18 protein-coding genes are annotated in these 22793 nt (G+C 41.7%); 4 read left to right on the forward strand and 14 right to left on the reverse strand.

Annotation, left to right across the window (positions count from 1 at the left end; all coding sequences use genetic code 11):
* Nucleotides 1-171: 171 nt before the first annotated feature.
* From BUC20_RS22330 to BUC20_RS22340, 3 genes are all read right to left on the reverse strand, one after another.
* Entirely contained in the window at nt 172-897 is a 726-nt protein-coding gene (locus tag BUC20_RS22330) for a YARHG domain-containing protein (RefSeq protein WP_159441147.1), read from the reverse strand.
* A gap of 104 nt (nt 898-1001) precedes the next feature.
* Complete coding sequence (locus tag BUC20_RS22335; RefSeq protein WP_073233265.1) at nt 1002-2021, reverse strand: cytochrome d ubiquinol oxidase subunit II; 1020 nt, start codon at nt 2019-2021, stop codon at nt 1002-1004.
* A gap of 4 nt (nt 2022-2025) precedes the next feature.
* On the reverse strand, nt 2026-3354 hold the full coding sequence (locus BUC20_RS22340; RefSeq protein WP_073233267.1) for a cytochrome ubiquinol oxidase subunit I: 1329 nt from the start codon (nt 3352-3354) through the stop codon (nt 2026-2028).
* A 204-nt stretch (nt 3355-3558) separates the two neighbouring features.
* On the opposite strand from BUC20_RS22340, the gene BUC20_RS22345 reads away from it, so the two are divergent.
* Nucleotides 3559-4497, forward strand: a complete 939-nt coding sequence (locus BUC20_RS22345; protein WP_073233269.1) for a GLPGLI family protein — start codon at nt 3559-3561, stop codon at nt 4495-4497.
* Entirely contained in the window at nt 4494-7169 is a 2676-nt protein-coding gene (locus BUC20_RS22350; protein WP_073233271.1) for a TonB-dependent receptor, read from the forward strand. Before BUC20_RS22345 ends, BUC20_RS22350 begins: the two co-directional genes overlap by 4 nt.
* Here BUC20_RS22350 and BUC20_RS22355 read toward each other — a convergent pair.
* A complete protein-coding gene (locus BUC20_RS22355) occupies nt 7147-8604 on the reverse strand; it encodes a M56 family metallopeptidase (RefSeq protein ID WP_073233273.1) in 1458 nt (485 codons plus the stop codon). The two genes, BUC20_RS22350 and BUC20_RS22355, sit on opposite strands and share 23 nt — an antisense overlap.
* Nucleotides 8605-8608: 4 nt before the next feature.
* On the reverse strand, nt 8609-8971 hold the full coding sequence (locus BUC20_RS22360) for a BlaI/MecI/CopY family transcriptional regulator (protein WP_073233275.1): 363 nt from the start codon (nt 8969-8971) through the stop codon (nt 8609-8611).
* Between the two features lie 181 nt (nt 8972-9152).
* Here BUC20_RS22360 and BUC20_RS22365 point away from each other — a divergent pair, with 181 nt between their 5' ends.
* Nucleotides 9153-9983 carry a hypothetical protein gene (locus tag BUC20_RS22365; protein ID WP_143166878.1) on the forward strand — a complete coding sequence of 277 codons (831 nt, stop codon included), beginning with the start codon at nt 9153-9155 and terminating at the stop codon, nt 9981-9983.
* Nucleotides 9984-9996: 13 nt separating this feature from the next.
* Here BUC20_RS22365 and BUC20_RS22370 read toward each other — a convergent pair whose 3' ends face one another.
* On the reverse strand, nt 9997-12564 hold the full coding sequence (locus BUC20_RS22370; RefSeq protein WP_073233279.1) for a M1 family metallopeptidase: 2568 nt from the start codon (nt 12562-12564) through the stop codon (nt 9997-9999).
* A 116-nt stretch (nt 12565-12680) separates the two neighbouring features.
* Between BUC20_RS22370 and BUC20_RS22375 the strand changes: the two genes are divergently transcribed.
* Nucleotides 12681-13529, forward strand: coding sequence for a DUF2911 domain-containing protein (locus tag BUC20_RS22375; protein ID WP_073233281.1), 849 nt, complete (start codon nt 12681-12683; stop codon nt 13527-13529).
* A gap of 57 nt (nt 13530-13586) precedes the next feature.
* On the opposite strand, the gene BUC20_RS22380 is transcribed toward BUC20_RS22375, so the two are convergent.
* The 8 genes from BUC20_RS22380 to BUC20_RS22415 all read right to left on the reverse strand — a co-directional run bounded on the left by BUC20_RS22380 (nt 13587) and on the right by BUC20_RS22415 (nt 22781).
* A complete protein-coding gene (locus BUC20_RS22380) occupies nt 13587-15290 on the reverse strand; it encodes a sodium:solute symporter family protein (RefSeq protein ID WP_073233283.1) in 1704 nt (567 codons plus the stop codon).
* A gap of 88 nt (nt 15291-15378) precedes the next feature.
* Nucleotides 15379-17817, reverse strand: coding sequence for a PIG-L family deacetylase (locus BUC20_RS22385; RefSeq protein ID WP_073233285.1), 2439 nt, complete (start codon nt 17815-17817; stop codon nt 15379-15381).
* Between the two features lie 95 nt (nt 17818-17912).
* Nucleotides 17913-18512, reverse strand: a complete 600-nt coding sequence (locus tag BUC20_RS22390; RefSeq protein WP_073233287.1) for a hypothetical protein — start codon at nt 18510-18512, stop codon at nt 17913-17915.
* A gap of 114 nt (nt 18513-18626) precedes the next feature.
* The gene (locus tag BUC20_RS22395) at nt 18627-19253 is read right to left on the reverse strand and encodes an FMN-dependent NADH-azoreductase (protein ID WP_073233289.1); all 627 of its coding nucleotides are present in this window, start codon (nt 19251-19253) and stop codon (nt 18627-18629) included.
* A gap of 56 nt (nt 19254-19309) precedes the next feature.
* Nucleotides 19310-19903 (reverse strand): Crp/Fnr family transcriptional regulator, encoded by a 594-nt coding sequence (locus BUC20_RS22400; RefSeq protein ID WP_073233291.1) that lies wholly within the window; start codon nt 19901-19903, stop codon nt 19310-19312.
* 33 nt (nt 19904-19936) lie between these two features.
* Complete coding sequence (locus BUC20_RS22405; RefSeq protein ID WP_073233293.1) at nt 19937-21427, reverse strand: helix-turn-helix transcriptional regulator; 1491 nt, start codon at nt 21425-21427, stop codon at nt 19937-19939.
* Nucleotides 21428-21522: 95 nt separating this feature from the next.
* Nucleotides 21523-21840 (reverse strand): putative quinol monooxygenase, encoded by a 318-nt coding sequence (locus tag BUC20_RS22410; RefSeq protein WP_073233295.1) that lies wholly within the window; start codon nt 21838-21840, stop codon nt 21523-21525.
* Nucleotides 21841-21950: 110 nt separating this feature from the next.
* On the reverse strand, nt 21951-22781 hold the full coding sequence (locus tag BUC20_RS22415) for a M57 family metalloprotease (protein ID WP_073233297.1): 831 nt from the start codon (nt 22779-22781) through the stop codon (nt 21951-21953).
* Between the last annotated feature and the right edge of the window lie 12 nt (nt 22782-22793).

The following is a 22793-nucleotide window of genomic DNA, read 5'->3' on the forward strand; positions in this document are numbered from 1 at the left end:
ATGCTTTTTAAACGAAACCCTGACTATTAGCGTTTTTATTGCATACCTTGAAAAAAAGAGCAAAATGATGATATACGGAGTAAGAGTTGGAATTTCAGAAATCATGATCATGATCATGGGGCTTATTATTGTTTTCCTGGTGATCAGGGCTTTTATTTTTCAACCCAGGGGTTAAATATCGACCAGCTTCAGGAACCTGAAAGAACCGTTCGTAAATTCAAATATCCACTGGTAGCTGAATTCGGAAACTGATTTTTCGTCTATCAGGCTAAAATCTTTAATCAATGGAGAGCCACCTGTCCTTGCCATTTTGATGCTTATTTTTTCCTTCTCGATATATAGCTTATACTCCTGCAGGGCCAGGCCATCATCTACCGTAACTTCGTAAATCCCTTTATGTTTATACCAGTTTACGGCCTCAAAATCTAATTTGTTGAGCGTTTTCGACAGGTAATCAAGATCTTCCTTCCATCCGGGAGTATAGCCATAAACACCTGCTTTTTGTGTGGTCAGCACCAGCATTTTAAACTTTTTCAGTGCAGCCATCAGCGCTGCCCTATTCTGCTCCAGGACCTTTATCCGTTTTTTAAGAAATTCGATGTTCTGCTGCTCGATATTGCTGAACCGGACAGCAGCATTGCTTTTTGCCGGCTGATACCAGGATTTATCTTTAAAATAACCGGCGATTTTCTCCTTACCAAAGCGATGGCCTTTTCTCGCAAAGATCTCGTTAGAAAGCAATTGCAATTCGTCCAGACTGGCCTCTTTAATCTGGCCTTCCTTAATGAGAACGGTCATGCAGGATGAACAGTCTGTTAAAGACTGGGCAACAGCAACCGGCATCTGAAACCAGCCTGGCAAAAAAAGAACAACCACTAAAAAATTATACCTGGACATCAGCATCTGTTTATTTTTATAAAGAAACGAAATGAAAATCCATCTCTCCAAAAGGGAATCAACAAACGACAGCAATCAGGCCATAACTGAGGTACTTAAGCTGTTTAATGATCTGAAGGAATGTCCTTCCGCTTCTGAAAAATGTAAATCAGGTAAAATAAAGCAGGTAAAATAAAGATACTTCCGATGAGCAGTGCATAAGCCAGAGACTCTATGGTTTTGATCTGGCCCTGATGGGTAAGTAAGGAAAGGTTTGTTCCGTTCTTCAGCAACACAATGTCCGGAAAATGACTGTAGGTTGCTGCAAATAAAATCATGGAAACCTGAAAACCGGCCAGTAACCTCAGCATAATTGGCTTATCCCGCTCCAGAATAAAAAACATCACTACCAGGGAGATACTCGCTGCAATGATGGCAATCAATCCCGGAGTATCCCCAAATATCCAGTTAAACAGAGGAATCTGTTCCAGGTAAGCAGAAAGGAAAACCAATGCTCCGCAAAACATAACCATAAAAATTGTTCTCCTCGCTTTCCTCGTAAAAAATTTCCTGTCGCTTTCGTTATCTGCTTGCCCGATGATAAAGATCGTCGCTAAAAATCCGCAAATGCTGACCGTAAAAATGCCCACTGCTATGGAGAACCAATTGAGCCAGCTGAACACATAAGCAGATAAAAAATCATTTGCCTGAAGGTCTATCCTTCCGGAAACTGCACTTGCTGCAATAATTCCAAGAAAAAATGGGGTGATCAGACTGGAATATACAAATATTGGTGTGTATAATTTCTGCATGTCATCTTCTACCGCATCGTAGTTTCTGAACACAAATGCTGTTCCCCGGGCAATGATGCCCAGCAACATGCAAACCAAGGGAATATGGAGATAAACAGATACGGTGGTGTATATTTTAGGGAAGCCTACAAAAAGAATAACGATCGCAATGATGAGCCACATGTGGTTGGCCTCCCAAATGGGACCAATCGCATCATACATGGTTTTTCTCGTTTTGTCTTTATTCCCTTTGGAGGTAAAAAGTTCTATAATTCCTGCCCCAAAATCGGCCCCGCCTAAAAGAATGTATAACAGAATGGCAGTCCAGAGAAAAATAATAACAACGTATATCATAGGATTAGCTTTTAGGGACTTCGTTTGAAGAATCGTATAACTTACCTACCATGGTGATCTGGCGGTATAACAATAAACTCACAATTACAGAAAGGGAAATGTATACTCCGGTAAAAAGGTAAAAAGAATAAGCAATTCCCGGCATTGGGGTTACCGCATCAGCTGTACGCATGATGCCATGAATGATCCAGGGTTGCCGGCCCACTTCCGTAACCGTCCATCCCGCCTCCAGGGCAATAAAGCCCATAGGGGTTGCAATCACAAATAATTTCAACAGCCAGTTGCTGTTCAGCCACTGTTTCTTCTTCCAGAGGGCGATAAAATACAAGATGGCAAGCCCGACCATCGCCATTCCCAGCCCTACCATGATCTGAAAGGCGTAATGGGTAACGCCTATCGGTGGCTGATCCTCTTTTGGTATGCTGTCCAGTCCCTTCACTTCGCCGTTAAAATCCCCTGTGGCCATAAAACTGAGTAAGCCAGGGATTTTGATTGCGTAATCCACCTTTTTACCAGCGGTATCCGGAATTCCTCCAATGATCAAAGGTGCATTTCTTTCTGTATGAAAATGAGCCTCCATGGCTGCAAGTTTAGCTGGTTGGCGCTTTGCTACATCTTTGGCAGAGATATCACCGCTAATGGGCTGTAAACAGGCTGCAATCGTTCCGAATACTGCGGCAATCTTAAAGGCTTTGCTGTGGAAAGCAACGTTTCTGCCCCGAAGGATCATTAAGGCATGAACCCCGGCAACTGCAAAACCAGTAGAGACGAACGCAGCTACCGTCATGTGCAAGGCCTGAGAGAACCAGGCATCGTTAAACATGGCCTTAATGGGATCAATGTTCAGGTATTCTCCATTGATGTAATCAAAACCCGCCGGACTGTTCATCCAGGCATTTGCAGCAACGACCAGAATTCCGGAGAGCAAACCGCTGATGCCTACCACCACGCCCGTTGCCCAATGAAACCAGGGGTTGATCCTGTTCCAGCCATACAGGTAAAACCCGAGGGCTATCGCCTCAATAAAAAATGCCGTTCCCTCTAAAGAAAATGGCATTCCAAATATCGGTCCGGCATGTTCCATGAACTTCGGCCAGAGCAGCCCCAGTTCAAATGACAATACCGTTCCTGAAACTGCTCCCGTAGCAAAGAAAATAGCTACCCCTTTACTCCATGCCTTAGTCACATCACGGTAAACTACATTTTTGGTTTTAAGCCAGTAAAAATGTGCCAGTGACATAAAAAAAGGCATCACCATTCCTATACAAGCAAAAACAATGTGAAAGCCAAGGGAAAAGGCCATCTGAAGGCGGGCAGCTAAAAAATCGTCCATATTAAGGTTTTAATAAACGGTAATGGATAAAAGAATTCCTGGCCGTAAAGTTAATGCATAATGACCTCAGAACATATTATTTCCCAATTAATTAAACATAATGAGGTAAAAAATCATTACGAGCAATTAGTATTACTACGATATTTTCGTATGTTTACAATACTATCGTAGATAAACCTGATTACTGAACCAAAAAACAAGCACATGAGAAAACAGATCCTGTTATTAAGCACCTTCACCCTACTCTTTTCAGGGGTCGTCAAAGCACAGAAAGCGGATAGCATCCGCGCAAAAGCAATTTATGGCTTTACCCATATCAAAGACACCACTCAACGCGATAAAGCATCCAGCGAAGAAATGGTCCTTCTTCTCGGCACAAGAACCAGTGCCTACCTGAGTATGGATAAAATCCAGTTTGACCTTCAGCGCAAGAAAGACATTGAAGAACAGATCAAAAACTCTGTTCCCGGAAAGATGAGCATCAACATCAAACCCAGCACTAAAAGCCTGACTTATGATGAGTTCTATCAATATCCTCTTGAAAAGAAAATCATCATCAAAAAGAAACTGTTCAATGACTATCTCGTGGAAGAAGCGCTTCCGGAAATCAACTGGAACATCAGCTCAGATACCAGTACCATTTCCGGACTGAAATGTCAGAAGGCAACAGCTCATTTTAAAGGCAGAGATTATACGGCCTGGTTTTGTCCGGACCTTCCTTTTCAAAGTGGACCATGGAAACTCAATGGTTTACCCGGGTTAATACTGGAAGCACAAGACCTTAAAAAAGAAGTGGTTTTCAAGTTTATGGGATTTGAAAATGTGCACAATACCACCGCTATAAAGGAAGAGGCAGAATCCGCTATTGGTGGAATCACGGTTAGTGGAAAGGTAAACATCTCCGGAATGAGTAGTGCGGACCTTTTGAACTCTCCAACATTTTATTTACCTAAAGGCAGTATAAAAACCACACAAAAAGAGTTCAACAAGCTCCTGGAGGCCATGAAAAAAGATCCTGATGGCTTTATAAACGCCTCACTGGCTGGTCAGGGCCGCGCCGTTAGCGGACAGAAAACTGTCAATAAAAGCAAATTCATCACCGAGACTTTAAATAATCCGATAGAACTACCTGAGGTAAAATGAAAACCGCTATTTTTCTAATCGCGCTGCTTTGCAGTTTATTTTCAATGAAAGAAGGGATCGCACAAAGTCAGATCCGGGGTCAGCTAAAAGACCATAAGGGTAAAACGATAAATTCTGCTACCATAACCCTTAAAAATGGGGAAGGGAAGATCATTGCCTTTACGCGGACGGATGAAAAAGGCAGTTATCAGCTCAAAGCTCCGGCAGGTCAAACTGCCGGACTTACGCTTGAACTCAGCAGTCTGGGCTATAAACGCGAAGTGCTCTCTGTTACAGACCTGAATAAAAACTATGATGCAATACTAACGGAAAGCAGCATCGCACTGCCAACAGTAGTGATCAATAACAGACCCAGACTAAGGGTAGATGGCGATACCTTAAATTATAAACTTGCTGATTTCAGCAACAGGCAAGACCGGGTATTGGGCGATGTACTTAAAAAGATGCCCGGAATAGAAGTGGCTTCAGATGGCAAAATCTCTTACAACGGGAAGAACATTTCCAACTTTTATATTGATGGCGACAATCTCCTGGATGACAAATATAACATTGCCACCAAAAGCATTCCTAAAGATGCGGTCGACAAGGTTCAGGTGATCCAGAATGATCAACCGATCAAGATGCTCCGAAACAAGATAAACAGTGATGATGTCGCTTTAAACATCACCATAAAAGACGAGGCGAAACTCAAGCTCATCGGACAGGCCAGTCTGGGCGCAGGTCTTCCAAACCGCTTTGATGAAAATATCAATGGAATGATGTTCAACAAGAAATATAAAGGCATCAACTACCTGAAAGGAAACAACATTGGAAATGATCCTGCCCGGGAGATCGTCTCCCACAATTTCACAGAGCTGCAAGACCGGCTGAGTAATGGTAAGCCGGCAACACTTTTATCTACCGGAGCTGCAGGCGTACCGGATTTACCTCAAAACAGATACCTCTTTAACCGTGCTGGCCTGCTCAATGTCAACAATCTTTTTAACCTGAAAAAAGACATTCAGTTAAAAACCAACCTTTATTACCTGCTCGACAGGCAACAAAGAGATTATGACAAGTTTACGGAGTATACCCTGCCTTCAGGAAATGTAAGTTTCACCGAAAACCAACACAATGTCTCAAAACCGAACCAGTTTCGTGCACAGGCAAGCCTGAACATCAACAGGGAAAAATCTTACCTTAACAACACCTTCATCAGCAATTATAAACCAATGAAATATGAGGTAGGTTTAAGCAGCAACGGCATTCCGTTCGGACAACAACTTCAACAAAGACCTTTTGAGGTATCCAATGAATTCAGCTATCTGAATACACTGAAAAACGGTAATATCTACAACCTGTACTCCTATCTCAGTTATAGCAGTCAGCCGGAGAAATTACAGGTTAATGCCGGATTAAATGCGGATCAGCTGAACAACGGAGTTCCTTATTCTGCCTTAATTCAACAAAGCAATACCCCTGCTTATTTTGCCAATACCTACCTCTCCTTTAAAAAGGTTTTATCTGGAATTGTCCAGACTTACAAAACGGGTTTTAGTTTTCAGGCTCAGGAATTAACTTCTTACTTAAACACCATCCAGCAGGATGCACAAACACAACCAGCATCCCTGAATGCCCTCAATAACCTGAACTGGAAACGGTCTAACCTTTATACGGAAGGATTGTATGAGTACGAAACAGAAGATGAAAAACTAAAAGCCAGCCTAAGTGTGCCACTGAGCTATCAATACATTCATTACCGGGATCCGGGGTATGCACTTAACGAAAAAATGAACAGGTTATTTGTCAGCCCGGGTTTAAGGCTAAAATATCAAACCGGAATAGAAAACTATCTACAACTTTCTTATACCTTAAAAAATGAACTGGGTACGATGGACGATATCTACCGGGGAGCCATTTTGAAAAACTACCGCAGTTTGTATGCCAACAATGCACCTTTATCTGAGCAAAAGAACCATACGGCTGCCCTGAATTTCAATTATAGAAAAGCCATTACCATGTTCTTTTTCAACCTGCAGGCCAGCTATAGCAGGATCAATCTGAATACCATATCTTCCAGTACCCTGACCAATAACCTGCAGGAAAGAATCGTATTGCCCTATGACAATAACATCAGTGCGTACAATCTTGACGGAAATATCAGTAAATACTGGTTTGCACTGAGGACGACCTTCAGTATGGGGCTAAGCTGGTTGCAAAGCATGAATAATCAGTTTCAAAACAATGAACTCCTCCCCTATACTGCAACCAACAGTGGGATAAAAGCCGGTTTTCAAAGTAAAATCAGCAGCAATACCAATTTAAACTATTCCATAAATTACAACCAGATGGAAAGTAAAAGTTCAGCAAACAAGGAGGAACCCATCAGATACAAACAGATCAGACAACAGGCAGAATTGTCTTTTATGCCTTTCAATGATCTTTTCTTAAACTTATCTGCGGAACACCTCTACACCAAACAATCGGGACAAAACCGGCTGAGTTATCTCTTCTCAGACCTCAGTGCAAGGTACAAACTGAACAAGATCAATACGGATTTTGAGTTCGGGATCAGCAACCTTGGAAATATAAAGACTTATCGGGCGGTATACGTGTCCAGCAATGCATTCACTTCCGGAACTTATGAAATACCGGGCAGAATAGCGATGCTTAAGGCGACACTAACTTTTTAAAGGTCTTTGTATAAATACGGATCCCTTTGGTATTTGGGTATTGATCATTCTTTTGAACGTTGACACGCTCAATATCAAGGGGGTTCAATTCTTTCATCCGCTCTACCGGAACTTCTACCTCATCTATATAAATTTTCATGTCAGGATCCGCTCCGGGAAAGCTTTCCTGCAAGGGATCTGTCTCCTTATTCTTTCCTCTGATAACCAGGACTTTTACAGAATCAGTATTCGTTAACTGCATCGTAGCCGGGCCGGAACGCTTCACCATCATCACTCTGGTCACTTTTGGTGTACCATCCCCGTTGATCTCCTCCGTATGAATCTGCCTGATTTTGAATTTGGTGATCCTGGCTCCCGTATCTGCTTCATTTGTACTTATGGTCGCTTCAGCTTCCGGGTTCTCCTTGTTCACCTTCTTTTGAAGCACGGTCCCACCGGCAGTTTTTGCAGTGGTTTGCCCCTCGTTTCCGTTACGCACGATCTTGTTGAAAGCTACAGCCGGCTTTTCCGCTTCATAAGAAGAGGGCAATGCTGTGGTTCTTTTGAGCGTATCCTGAAAACCCAGATTCGCTTTAATATCTGTTTTGAATAAGGTAAAAGCAGTGGTTAAGAGCAACAACACCGGGAGTAAAAACACATATCTGATCAGCTGAATGCCAGATGATTTTCTGGAATTCATCATGATAATCCGCCTTTTTATTCCTGTAATATTGAAATTATTCATCAGTACAGAGGGATTTCCGGCAGTCAGCGTATGGATCATGCTGTATTGATAAGCCTTACGGTCTACACCTCTCTTCAGGATCTGCTGATCGGTAATGAACTCTATATTTTCCTTAATTGCCTTTCTGATATACCATACCCCCGGATTAAACCAATAAAAAACAGCAGTCAGTTCTGCCATCAGGATATCGATGGTATGCCATTCCTGAACATGAACCTGCTCATGCTCCAATACGGCATCGAGTTCTTTTGGCTGATGAAGCCCGGGGTTCAGGTAAATATTCTGCCAAAAGGAAAAAGTGCTGATGTCTCCTTTCAGCAAGCGCACTTCGTATTCACTAACCCTTCCCGGAACAGATTGCCGGTGCACCTGATAAAGGGAATAAAGCCTGATCAGCAGCCGGAAAGACATCAGGAATACCCCTGTCCAGAAAACAAACCTGGCCAACATCCAGTAATCGAATCCTGCATCTGTAACCGCCACATAGATGACCGGCAATGCGGATTCGATGGGCTTCAGCAACGCTTCATGTTTTTCGAAAAGAACCATAGGATCCACAAAGGGATATAAGGAAGAAAACACAATTCCAGCCAACAGGAAGAAACGGTTTAGGGTATAGAAAGTGAGCTTACGTAAAATCAGATAGTAAGCCAGACAGAATAAGATCAGGGCTGCATTCACTTTCATCAGAAAAACAAAGAACTCCGGCATCACATCAGTTTTTAGGATTTTCGATCAGGTTGATAATTTCTTTGAGCTCATCCGCACTAATCTTATTGTCTTTTGCAAAAAAAGCAACCAGCTCCTTGTAAGAGTTTTGAAAATAATCATTCACAAACCCACTCATAAAGCGTTTTTTATATTCAGTTTCTTTCACTTTAGCGCTATACCGATAGGCATTTGCAAATTTCTCACTCTTCAGAAAACCTTTACGTTCCAGGTTTTTAACCGTAGAAGCCAGTGTCGTATAAGGAGGTTTCGGTTCCTGCAACAACTCCATAAAATCTTTAATAAAGCCAGCACCGAATTGCCAGACCGCCTGCATGGCCTCTTCTTCCTGTATAGTTAACTTTTCCATATTTACGATATTATCGTAAATATACGAATCATACGTTTAATCTGCCAAATATATTATTCGCAGCAATAAATGCTCATAAACACTATTGTTAATAAATAATTTTAATTTAAAGTAACAAAAACAACCACAACAAGAGAATTTAACATAAGTTCACCGTTCATCAATCCCAATAATTATGATCATGAGCATCAAATCCAACCGCAACATCCTAAAATCCGGCATTTATAGCTTCGCGCTTCTTTTGCTATTGCTTGCTTACAGTTGCACAAAACAACAGCCATTGGCTGATCAGCTCCGGAAAAAGGAGAAAGAAAAGGAGGAGTCAACAACAGGGCAGCTCCTGCCGGTAAAAATTGAAATTGGAAAATCTGTGATGGAACTCAAATATCAGGAAGAGCCATTGCTGCTGACTGAAATCAGCTATCCAAACGGAGAGGTAGGGAAAGTGCTTTACACAAAAACAGGTTATCCATTCAAATTTGAAAGGTATAAAAACAGTAAGAAGATCCAATACTTCATTTATGCTTTAGATGCAGCATCAAAAGTCAGTAAAATACAAAACTGGGAGGATAAGAATGGCGTTTTTGTGCTCAGCCAGCAGTATACCCTTGCTTACGACAAACAGTACGGCATCAATAGTATAAAAAAGTATGACCTGGCTTCGGAACCTCTTGGAGAAGAACTCCTGACTTACTCCAACCTGGGAAATCCCCAGACCATTACCTTTATCCAAAAGAACATCAGTAACGAATTCAGCTGGACTTATGACGATAAAACCGCGATATTCAATCAACTACCTTTCGTACAGGTGTTGTTTCTGGGGGAAGAAAATCAGGACCTCAGTATGGGAAGAAGTAACCCTTTAAGTGCTTCTTCCCACAAAAGTCCCTTAGAAAATAAGACCTTCAGCTATAAATACAACAGCAGTGGTTATCCTGTTGAAATCACCCGAAAAAAAGGCGGCAGCACTATAACCATGAAAATAACATACAAGCCCGTTAAAACCGGCTAGTTATGGATCAATTCTACTTATTCAATAAACGCTCTGCTCTATACAGGTAATCCACAGATTGTAAAATCTTCGCCTTGAGTTTTGGATTGTAATCAGGATTTGCTTTTAAAAAATCGGTAACGATCTGAACGGCTTCTTTGCTTTGATAATTGCTGAAGATAGCAGACAACCAATTCTGTGGAAAGAAAATATCTCCTGTAGTTTGAATTTCTGACAGCATCTCCAGGCTCTTAGGCAAGTACTTCACAGAAGTAGCTTGTCTGAGCGGGTGGTGCAAATAATACAGTGCCACACCAACATTAGACTCTTTCGCTCTGTTTGCTTTTAGCTCCAGACGCTTAAAGAAAGCATCACGAGCGGCCAGATCAGAAGAAACTGCCGGCATGATAAATTCAAAACGTTTCCGGCGGTCTTCATTACTGATCCGGCTCAATTGCTCTTGCAATATTGCCGAATTGTCTTGCGCTCTAAGGGCTAAGGAGAAAGCAAGGGCGGTATAATCATCTTCAGAAAGTTTCAGGCCTTCGGGTGCTTTTCGCTCTTTCCAGATCTTGTTTAACTGAGCTGCCGCATCTTTAGATAAAAAGATATCCTGATAGGTTTTAAACAGTATTTTTTTATGGTTTGCGGAAGGCTGTTGGATCATTGCTTTCCACAATGCCTGTTCAAGAGCTGCAGATTGTGCAGATCTTCCTTTTTCATCCGTAAATTCCCAGAAAATGGTGGAGAGATAACCGCTGATCAGTTTCAGGTTTAATTCTTCTTTTTCTTTATCCAATCCTTCGGTAAATAAGCTCAACAACTCCGCAGGCTTTACAGATCTTCCGGTCAGCATGTTCTCGTATAAAGAGATATAGGCCGAAGCACGGTCAAGAGGTTTGCTGATTGCATAAAGTTGTTTAAACATTCCCCGGTCCACAGGCCATAAACCATAGCCCTGTCCGGAAGAGTTAAACTGCACAAATAAAGGAACTTCCATTCCTATTGCTTCTTTCAGTTCCACTGCTGATGCATTCAGGTTTACCGTTAATTCCTTAACCGCACCCGGATAATGTAAGCTGATTTCAAAAAGCTGCGGCCAGATCTTTCCTTTTCCATATTCTGCTTTCTGCTGAATGTTAAACTTACTGATTTTACCATCTTTCTGTTCCAGAGTATAATCAACCAATGGCCGTCCGGTATCATTTACCCAAACCTTGTTCCATTCCTGTAAATCAGCATCTGCATATTTATCCAGAATAGCAATCAGATCCGGCCAGGAAGCATTCCCATTAGCAAATTTCTTCAGGTATTCCCTTACTCCCTGCTGGAATTTCTCTTTCCCCATCAGGCGTTCCAGTTGTCGCATCATGATTGGGGCTTTATGATAAATGATGTTGCCATAAAGCGTCCCTGCATCCTTTAAATTAGTTAAATCCTGTCTGATGGGATTTGCACCAATACTGCGGTCCACCCCATAAGCTGCAGGGAAATGATCTACTAAAAACTTAAGGTCAAACACCTCTTTTCCGGTGAGGGCTTCCGTACTTTTATCCGCCATAAAATTGGCAAAAACCTCTTTCATCCAGACATCTGTAAACCAGTTCATCGTTACCAGATCCCCAAACCACATATGTGCAGTTTCATGGGCAATGAGGTTATTTCTTGAATTCCACTGGTCTTTTGTCGCCCCAGCATCGAGAAATAAGGCCGATTCTTTGTATTGAATTGCGCCTACATGCTCCATTCCTCCAAACTGAAAATCAGGAATAGATACAAAGTCGAACTTTTGAAAGGGATAAGGAATAGCGGTCCAGTCTTCCAGGAATTTCAGAGAACTTCCATGAATCTTAAATACTTCATGCAGGCTATGGTTGATTTTGGCAGTATCTGTTTCCCGATACAGGAAGTTCGCCTGCAGATGGTCCATCTCCCCTTTTGCTGATTTGAATTTGCCGGCAGCAAAAGCGAAGAGATAAGTACTGATCGTATCTGAGGTTTTAAAGCGATAGGTTTTACGGGATCCTGTTAATGTGGAGTCCTTTAGTGTGCCATTGGCAATTGCTTTCCAGTCGGCAGGAACTTTCAATGTCAGGGTGTAAACGGCTTTCAGATCCGGTTGATCAAAACAAGGAAAAACTGTTCTCGCCCGGTCAGGGACAAATAAAGTATACAAATAATCGGAATTGCGGTTCAATGCGCCATCTCCTGCAGTAAATTCCAGGTCAACTACGTTTTCTCCGGGTTTTAAATATTTAGTGCCAATCACAATATGCTCATTCACATGTAACAGTTCAATAGGAACGCCATTGACTGTAATGCGTTTAAGCTTCGCAGGATCTTCTCTGAAATCAAGTTGCAAAGGATATTTTTTTGATTTCAATTGAAAAGAAATTTTTTCTAAAGCTCCGATTTTCTCCTCTTTCTGTGTAGGAATATCCAGTTCCAGTTGGTAATGAACTTTACTAACCGTTGCCTTTCTATAACTGGCAAGCTGTTGGGAAACTCCTGTTTCCGGATTTTCACCAGGGATAGACTTTATTGCTGAACAGGAAACCAGAACGGCAGCAAAAACCGGTAGAATATGACGTAGATTAAGCATCTGGCTAATTTAGGGAATGATTTTCTAATTTATCCGTCAAGTTTAAGAACAAAGGACAGATATCACTGAAATAAGCATTCTTTAATGTAATTTAGTAGCAACAAAACTTAAATCAGATGAAAACAACATTAAAAACGGTACTGATCCTTGCTTTAGCAGTATCATTAAACACTGAGCTTCAGGCCCAAGGCGTTAAATTGCCACAGGCAAGTTCCGCTCAGACCATCACACAAAGCTTTGGATTAGGAAAAGTGACGCTCTCTTACTCACGTCCCAATACCAAAGGCCGCAAAATTTTCGGAGCGATGGAACCTTTTGACAAGGTTTGGCGTACCGGTGCAAACGGAGCCACTTCAATTACCTTTACCGATGCCGTAAAAGTAGGTGGAAAAGAATTGGCTGCCGGAACGTATGGCTTGTTTACCATTCCGGGCAAGGATGAATGGACAGTAATCTTCAACAAAGATTCAAAACAATGGGGTGCTTATGAATACAAAGAAGCAGAAGATGTATTGCGCATTAAAGTTAAACCAGTGAAACTAAAAGAGAAAGTGGAAACTTTCACTATTGAGTTTGCGAATGTTCTTCCTACTTCCGCACAGTTACAACTGGCATGGGAAAACACAGGCTTAAACATCGACCTGACTACCGAAATTGATGCTCAGGTAATGGCAAGTATTGATGAAGCAATGAAAGGTGAGAAAAAACCTTATTTCGCGGCTGCTCAGTATTACTTTGAAAACGGTAAAGACCTGAACAAAGCTTTGGAATGGATCAATGCTGCTGAAGCAGCAGATGGAAAAGCGCCATGGGTAAAATTATGGAAAGGCCGTATCCAACTGAAAAAAGGTGATAAAGCTGGTGCAATTGCCACAGCAGAAGCGGGAATTAAACTAGCTACAGAAGCTAAAATAGAGGAATATGTAAGGTTAAACAGTGCATTATTGGCAGAAGCTAAGAAATAAGCTGTTTGAGCCCATCCGTCTATAAAAAATCCCTGTTCTAATTGAACAGGGATTTTTTTATGGTGTTATCGTTCGTTTATCTTTTCCAAAGAATTGCTGCAGGAGAATGGCCACCATCACCACCAGCAGACAACCAATCACATTGAGCCATAAATAAGCCACCCATTCCTGTTGTCCGATCAGGATCACTGCAATTTCAGCGATGATTGCTGCAAGGAATACAGCCCTTCCATTCACTTGTTTCACATAAAAGGCCACCAGGAATACCCCCAGAATGGTTCCATAAATATAGGAACCCAGGATATTGACTGCTTCCAGCAGGTTTCCAATCTTACTGGCATATAAAGCCATAATGATACAAATCACGCCCCAAAACACCGTTGCCCACCTGGAGGCTTGTAAATATTCATGATCAGAACCGTCTTTCCGGATCAGGCGTTTATAAATATCGATCACGGTGGTCGAAGCCAGAGAGTTCAGCGCGCTGGCTGTAGAACCCATAGAAGCCAGGAAGATAATCGCGATCAGCAAACCGATCAATCCTTTTGGCAGATACTGGGTAACAAAGCTCAGGAAGATATAATTGTTATCATTGATATCTGCCGCTTTATCGTTTTTAGTCATCAGGTTCGTCACCTCTTTTCTGATGCCCTTTCCTTTTTCATCAGCCAACTGTAAAGCCTTCCGCTGAAGGTCAATTTCAGCTTGATTATCTGCATCCAAAGCCTGGTTCATCTTATCTACCACCAGTTGTTTCTCCTGAAATGCCTGATCATAATCTGCTTTCAGTTTGTTCAGCTCCGGCTGATACTGGCTTTTTTCCAATTTATTCAGCTCAAAGCTGTTAAAAAAGACCGGCGGACGGTTATACTGATAAAAGGTAAAGACCAATACCCCGATTAACAGGATAAGAAACTGCATCGGGATCTTCACCAGACCATTCATCAATAAGCCAAGTCTGCTCTGGTTCACAGAAGCTCCGGATAGATAACGTCCAACCTGACTCTGATCGGTTCCAAAATAGGAAAGCTGTAAGAAGAAACCCCCGATCAGTCCGGACCAAACCGTATAAGGGTTTTTAAAATCAAAGGCAAAATCTATCGCATTTGTCCTCCCCATTTTTCCGGCAATACTGATTGCTTTACTAAAGCCAATATCTCCCGGCAGTAAATGAACTACCATAATTCCTGCAGCAAACAAACCACAGAAAATAATACTCATCTGTAACATCTGGGTATATGATACGGCCTTCGTTCCTCCATAAACGGTATAAAACACCACCAGACTCCCGATAAACAAGGTGGTATAGGTGGTATTGATGTCCAGGATGGTAGAAAGAATAATTGAGGGGGCGTAAATCGTAATTCCGGTTGATAATCCACGTTGAATTAAGAATAAAAATGCGGTTAATGCCCGTGTATTCAGGTCGAAGCGCTGTTCCAGAAACTCATAAGCGGTATATACTTTCAGGCGGTGATAGATCGGCACAAAGGTGATACACAACACGATCATCGCTAAGGGAAGGCCAAAATAGAACTGCACAAAGCTCATTCCCGAAGAGTAAGCAAGGCCAGGCGCAGAGAGGAAAGTAATTGCACTTGCCTGCGTGGCCATCACGGACAGACATACATGGTACCATGGCAAGCTTTGGTTCCCCAACAGGAAACCCTGGATATTCTGGGCCCCGCGACTTTTATAAATGCCGTAGACCACAATCACCACCAATGTAAGGATCAATACTCCCCAGTCTACATTACTCATTGAAAATATTTAGTAAAGGCATAAAAAATCAGGATCAGGAAGACTAGCCAGCCAATAAGGAAACGATAAAAGTTCCTATAATTCTCCATTATTTTTTGTTAGAAATCAGGTTAACAAACAAGCGGTAAGCTCCGGGTACACCCGCAGGTAATTGTCTGAAGAAAGAAAGAGAAGTGTACACAAACTTTCCTTTTCCGTAATCTGCTACGATCAGGGAACCATTTTTCTCTGTTTCGCCAGTATCGTGCATGCCCAGAATTGGTGTATATTTCGGGTCGATATTGGTTGCAAAATACAATCCACGCTCCTGTACCCATCCCTCAAAATCTTTAAGGGTAATCTTATTCGGATAATTTAATACCGCATGATTTGGTGCCAGTAAAGTCACTGCAGCATCTTCTTCTGTCACGCGGTCTCTGGACAATGCAAATGGATAAGGTCCGATTTCATTTCTCTTTAATGGGGAATTCACATTGTACTGAACCAGTAAAACACCACCATTCTCTACGTATTTCATCAGTTTAGGTTGTATCGCCTGGAGATGCTCATTGATATTGTACAAACGAACACCAGTCACCAGGGCATCAAAAGAAGAAAGATCAGCATTTAAGACCTGTTGTTCTGAAAGCTGGGTCACGTCAAAACCGATCTGCTTTAAAGATTCAGGAACCAGGTCTCCTGCCCCTGCAATAAATCCGATTCTTTTGCCCGCAATCTTCAGGTCTGTATGTTCTATTCTTGCTGTTGCGGAAGGAAACAAGGTTTGTACAGGAATATGGTCATAGTTCAACACCTGCAATCCCTGATGGTAGCTTTTGCCATCTACAACTGCGCTCAGGGCAAAATCCCCGCCCGTTGATGTTGCTCCCGGACTCAATTTAAAGGACACCATTTGCTGCTCTCCTTTTTTGTCCATGCTAAAGTCTAATTTCTCCGGACTTATACTCCAGCCGGAAGGAAGTTGAGGAACAAGGCTCCCGGTCAGATGATCACGGAAGCTTTGTAAGCTTATAAAAATAGTCTTGCTTTCAGTCCCATTAAACAGGAAAGCTTTTTCTCCAAATGTGGCAGTCACCGGAGGAGCGATCACCAAAGGCTGGTATACCTCTCCCTTAACCGGATCTGTAAATTTATAGATCACCGGGAATTTCTTTTCTATCGTCTGATCACCAATGGTAATCCGGAATACCCCATTCACGAGGGCATGGTTTTCAGGAAGGCCAATCAGGGATAAATCATCTACTTCAAAGCTACCTTGCCCATGTTTTTTCTCCAGCCAGTAAGGCTGACTCAGCTGATTCGCGCTACCAAATATTTTACGGTCCATTGCCGTCAATCTGTTTGGAGCAAGATCGACCTTCAGGCGGCTTTGCAGCTCCTGGATATTAATAGAAAAAGGAAAATTGTCTTTTACCCTGGCAATGGCCTGGATCTTTACGGCCACCGAATCATTCAGGGCATAGGAAGGATTTGCAGCGGCGACTTCAATCCAGATCCCTGAACAGGCAAGGATAAGGTCATCCAGCAATTCTTGTTTGAAAGGTTTTCCTTTCACCAGTTCACGTAGTTTTAAAAGTTTTGCCACCGAGGCTGAAGGATTGGAAGCCTGGAAACCGGCATTGATCTCTGTAACCAGTTTCTGGATTTCAGCACTACCCGGATTTCTGTTCAAGCTAAAATCAATTCCTTCAAACAGATCTGATTTCGCCTTTTCGCCCGCTACAGGAGAAAAATATTCTATTGCCGAACCTCTTTGTCTGGCAGAGCCGAAACCCTGGCTTTTATGGTTAGACCTGCTTTCTGCAGCAATCTCCCCATAACCTTTACCCAGTAAGGGGTTATATAATCCAACATCCAGCTTCAGCTGGTCCTCAGATGTGGTGTTGTTTCCACCGAAATTAAAAGTATTCCAAACGATACGTTTTGCCTGCCATGGCTTTACAAAGGCCAGCTGTTCCGGAAACTGTTTAGGATCTGCCGCTGCAGAAAAGGCTTCACGGGCAAGGATGGCAGAACCGGAATGATGCCCATGTCCGGCACGTGCATCTTCAGGAAAACGGGTGATGATCACATCCGGCTGAAACTTACGGATCACCCAGACTACATCAGAAAGAATTTTTGTTTTATTCCAGATCTTGAAACTCTCTTCCGGATTTTTTGAGAAACCAAAGTCGTTGGCTCTGGTAAAGAATTGTGCTGCTCCATCCATCCTTCTTGCTGCAAGCAGTTCCTGCGTTCGGATGAGGCCCAACAGTTCTGCCTGTTCTGTGCCAATGAGGTTCTGTCCACCATCACCTCTGGTTAAAGAGAGGTATCCTGCCCTTACTTTTTTCTCTTTTGCAAGGTAGGCCAATAAACGGGTATTTTCATCGTCGGGATGTGCTGCAACATACAATACGCTTCCACTAACGTTTAAACTTTCTAAGCCTTGCTTAATCTCCGCAGCGTTGAGTGTTGGGCTGAACTGCGCATTCGAGTATATCGGAAACGCAGCTAAAGATAAAAGCAGGTATTGACGGAATTTCATAAACAGGTCTTAATTCTCGAATGTAAATAAAACATCCTCAATCTGAAACTTAATTCCGCCAATAACCGTAACAATCCTGAAAAGTACGACGTACCTTATAGGAGAATCTTACTGCTTACTTCTTTGTCAATGGTAATGAATCCTGGTAATTTTACCAGTGCTCCTCCTACTTTGATACTTGGTCTGATTTTTAAAGTCAGAATTCCTTTTTTCTCTCCGCCATTTTTATTGCCTTGTAAGAATTCAGTAATTTCATTCATCACTTTGCTGTTGGTTACAAAAGGATAAATATTGGCAATCAGGTCTACCGGAACAGTAGTGGATTGTCCGGACTGGATGTTTACTTCCTGATTCACAAAACCTCCTGCCAGTTCCTGTTTATTGATCAGGATTTTATATTCAAATTCATTGATCCCTGCAACATTGGAAGATGGGTTAGTTATTTCCAGGTTTAAACGGGCCTTTAAAGGGATGTCTTTTCTCAATAAGCCCAGTGCGAGTCCCGGAAGACTTCCTAAATTGATGTTCTGATCGTTCAACAGCTTTTTAACATCGGTACCAGCAAGGGAGATGTTGTCGGCAGAATGGATTTTATAGGTACACTTTTCTAAAGCTTTGATTTGCTGTTGTTGCTTATTGATCACGCAACTCTGAATAATAATCGCCGTCAGGCAAAGGAAAATGATCTTTTTCATGATATATGTAGTTTTTCTTTGTGTGTGCTGATTTGTGTTAAAGGTACAATAATAGCGCCATTTAGCTATAACGGATTAATCAGTCAAATGATATCAACACGCAGAAAATGCTTTTTAGCCGATCTCATTGATCATCTGAAAAATCTCCTGCTTTGATTTTTCAAATATTTCTCCTCCAAACTCTTCATTGTCCAGTGAAATTATGGTTACGTCTTTGACCCCCATCATTCCGAAAACGAACTGCAGATATTTGGTTTGAAAATTCATATGTTCATTTTTTTCATGCTCGGCATAGCCTGTATCACCTCTGCTGGAAAGGATGTACATCTTTTTGTTTTCAAGTAACCCAATGTAATCTCCATCTGGCTTACCAGAGCGGAATTTCCAGGTTTCATTGATCCGCATCACCTGATCTATATAGGATTTTAATCCACTGGGTATAGACCAGTTATACATTGGGGTTCCGATGACATAGATGTCATTCTCCTTCAATTCCTGAACCAATTCATTACTAAATTGTAGTGCTGCCTGATTTTCATCATTCCTGTCCTTTGGTTTTAAAAAGGCTCCTGCAATCCATTTTTCGTCAATTGGGGGTACAAGATTAAGTCCAAGCTCCCGGAAGGTGAAATGATCCTCCGGATACCTGCTTGTCCAGTTGTCTACAAATAACTGCATCAACATTCTGCTATATGACCGCTCAGTTCTGACACTGGCGTTAATCATCAGTAATTTCTTCATTTGCTTTAAATTTTAGGAAAGCAAAATTCAGCATAAGGAATATCAAAAATATTGACCTAGTTCAATGTCTTTTTATTTCTCCGTTTGATCCTGCTCAAAAATTCAGCAGAAATCCCAAGGTAAGAAGCAATGAGGTATTGCGGGATTTTGGCCACAAGCTTTGGATAACTTTGTAAAAAATCCAGATACCGGTGTTCGGCATTATAGACATTGTTCATGATAATCCTCTTCTGCAAAGTGCCCGCATAACCTTCCAAAATGATTCTGAAATACCTTTCCAGCGCAGGGATTTGCTCCAGCATTCGTTGAAAAGAATCAAAACTGATCTGTAAAAGTTCGGTTTTCTCCAATGCCTGGATGTTGTATATGGAAGGGGATTGTTTTCGGAAACTATCTATATCCGTCGCCCACCAGTCATCTATTGCAAAATAAAGAATTTCCTCTTGTCCGGTATCCGCGTTTATATAAAATGCTTTCAGCGTTCCGGAGATGATGTAATTGTCTTTCCTGCAGACCTCTCCATTTCTCAGCAGGTACTCGTTTTTCTCCAGTACCTTTTTGGTCCAGAATGAATTTAAAAGCAGGACTTCCTCTTCGCTGAGCCTGACCTGCTTCAATATGTTATCGATTAACTGATGTGTTGAGCTCAAATCTATCCTTTAAATTTATCCATAAAACTAACTTTACAATCTGGTCATCCATATATTAATGTCTTCTTCTGAAGAGATTCTTAGCTTTTTACGCACACGGTACTTCTTTCCTTCAACGGCTCTTACTGAAAGGCCGGTATACCTGGCAATTTCTTTTGTTTCAAAATTCAGCCTCAATAAAGCGCAAAATTCAAGCTCTGATGCCACAAGATTAGGAGCAATCTCCAGGACTTTTTTTGTGAAAGCCTGGTCGAGCTTATTAAACTTAATAAAAAATGCGGGATCGTTTGTAATCGCCATCTGTACCACAGTTCTCATTTCTTCCTCTTCATTTTTTTGTCCGGGAATTCCCACCTGCTCCAGCATCTGTACCTTTTCCTCCATAAGTCGACTTTGTTCTGCACTGATCTGCTGCGTTTTTTTGTATTTTCTGAATATGATAAAAGCAATATACAGACTCAGGAAGAACAGCGGCAGAAAGATCAGCAGAATTAAGGCATAACGTCCTGCTTTACCTGCATTATGAAGCTCCTTTTCTTTCAGCAGGCCAGCCAATGGTTTTCGTATGGCTTCCTTCTCTACTCTGGCCAGACTATCTGAAATCGCCGTGTATTTAAGCAGGTATACTTTCTCCAGATCTGCATCACGAAGTTTGTAATATACTTTTGACAGACTCTTAAATGCAAACTTTTTCACATATACGGCATGCAAGGAGTCTGAAAGAAAAAGCACCTTCAAAAGTGTATGAAGTGATTTTTTATATTCTCCTGTTTCATAATACAGTGTTGCAAAATTCCCCAGTTTAAGCATTTCTGTTTGTCTGGATTTAAACTTACGCTCAGCCTCGCCTTTTACCTCAAGATACTTTCTGGCAGAATCATATTGTTTGACTTCAAGAAATTTACTGGCAATATTACTTTCAGACAGGCTGAGTCCGACAATATATTTACTATCATTATGAATCTTTTTGTATTCTTCATGACTCTTTTTATAATAATACAGTGAGGAATCCTGCTGCCTTTTGTTGCTTTCAAAACCAAAGGCCAGGCCGGTATAAATCTGCCCCATCCGGTAATGCCGACCATTGAGATCGGCAATTTTCTCTGCATGGATTTTGGCGAGCTCATACATTTTCCGTCCTTCTTCATAAAATCCCAGTGCAGTATAGCTACCAGCCATCAAGGTAAATAAATGGGTAGTAAATGTTTTATGATTTAGTTTTAAATTGGTTGCTTTTGCCTGATTTCCAATTTCCAGTACTCTTTCAAAATTCCCGCAGTCAAATGCCAGTACAGCCATTGCATTCCAACTCCAGACCAGCATTTTGATATTCCCTGTTTTTCCCGCTTCCTGATGGAACTGATTCGCTAATCTGACTGCCGACTTCACATTTCCGGCCTGATCAAGTAAAGCACATAAACGATCGATTTCCGGATCTGTATCCCTGGCATAAGTTCTGGAAGTCAGGCTGATAAAAAGGATTAAGTAGGTAAATAAGTACAAGAAAAAAAGACTTTTCTTCATATCGGCTTCCGCTCGTTCATCACTGGTTTTAAAGATGTTAAAGTAATGTTTTATCTCTAAACTTCAAGCTTAAAATTCTCCGCTCCCAGACCGGCCTATACCAGTACTTTCTCTGGTTGATAAATATCCAGGCCATCCAGGACGTCTGTTCTGTTTTCCTCCAGATGAGGAAGGATATGGTCTTCCACTAAATATTTATAATGTGAACTCAATTGGTGATCTCTGGCAGCTTCCAGGTCAGTAAACTCCTGAAGAATGACAAAGATGCGCTTGTTCCCCCTGGATCTGGTGATGTTATAATTCAGACAACCTGGTTCTTTCAAAGCGGCATGAACAAGCGGGCCGAAAAAATGCGCTACATGAACTTCATACCCTATTCTCACGCGCCAATACACGACTAAAACTATTGACATATTCTTTTGTTGATTTAATTTACAGCATGTTCCTTTTCTGATCAACGGAAATTAAAAAATACCGGATGCAGCTACATCCGGTATTTCCATCACCCGATTACCTTGATTTTTTATTTATACAAATAGTTTAATGCAACCACATCATTTGCGTTAAAAGTACGTGGGGTACTTCCTACACAAGCAAGCATAAACGATTCTGAATCGGGAGCAGATGGCGTTCCAGGAATTCTGATTGCGCCAACACCTGCCTGCCCTTCATTGTCTCTTGATCCACCACAACTGTAAGCGCGGTTTGCATAATCGGTATGACGGAACCCGATGTTATGTCCAATCTCATGTTGCAATACTCCGGCAATCTGCTCCAGGCTTTTTGAAGAATAACCAGCAGAATGGGTATTGAAAAGAATCTGATTGTAAGGATTTCCAGAACTGGTAGGAAAACCACCACTGGCTAAAACAATTCTACCAAGGAAGTCTGGTCCCTGATAAAAGCCTTTGATGTCAATAGTACCTGTTGTTCCGGCAGTAGCACGTTGGAATTTAAGCTTCAGGCCAAGGTCATTGTATCTTTTGATGACAATATCCAGTGCCTGAGAGAACTTCACATTCAGACCAGTCACAGAAACGGTAATCGCTCTTGGCAGATTTTTCACAATATTGGTTGTTCTATACTGCTCTGTTTCTGCAATATTCAGGCTGGTATTGACTGCAGCTTCTTTTAAATTTTCTTCTGTCAACAGAATATCTCCTTCTACAAGGTATCCATTCTCTACCTTTTGAGCTTCATGTGTATTGAATCCCAGTTTTTTAATCTGAGCTAAAGTGGATGCAGAAATTTCTTCTTGTTTTTCGGTAACTTCTGCATGTTTTTCCTTTGAGCAGGAATAGATGCTGCTGATCAATAAGCTAAGCACAGCCAGGGATAAGATTCGGTTTTTCATAATTTAACAATT

This window comes from Pedobacter caeni (assembly GCF_900129215.1).
Classification (GTDB): Bacteria; Bacteroidota; Bacteroidia; order Sphingobacteriales; family Sphingobacteriaceae; genus Pedobacter; species Pedobacter caeni.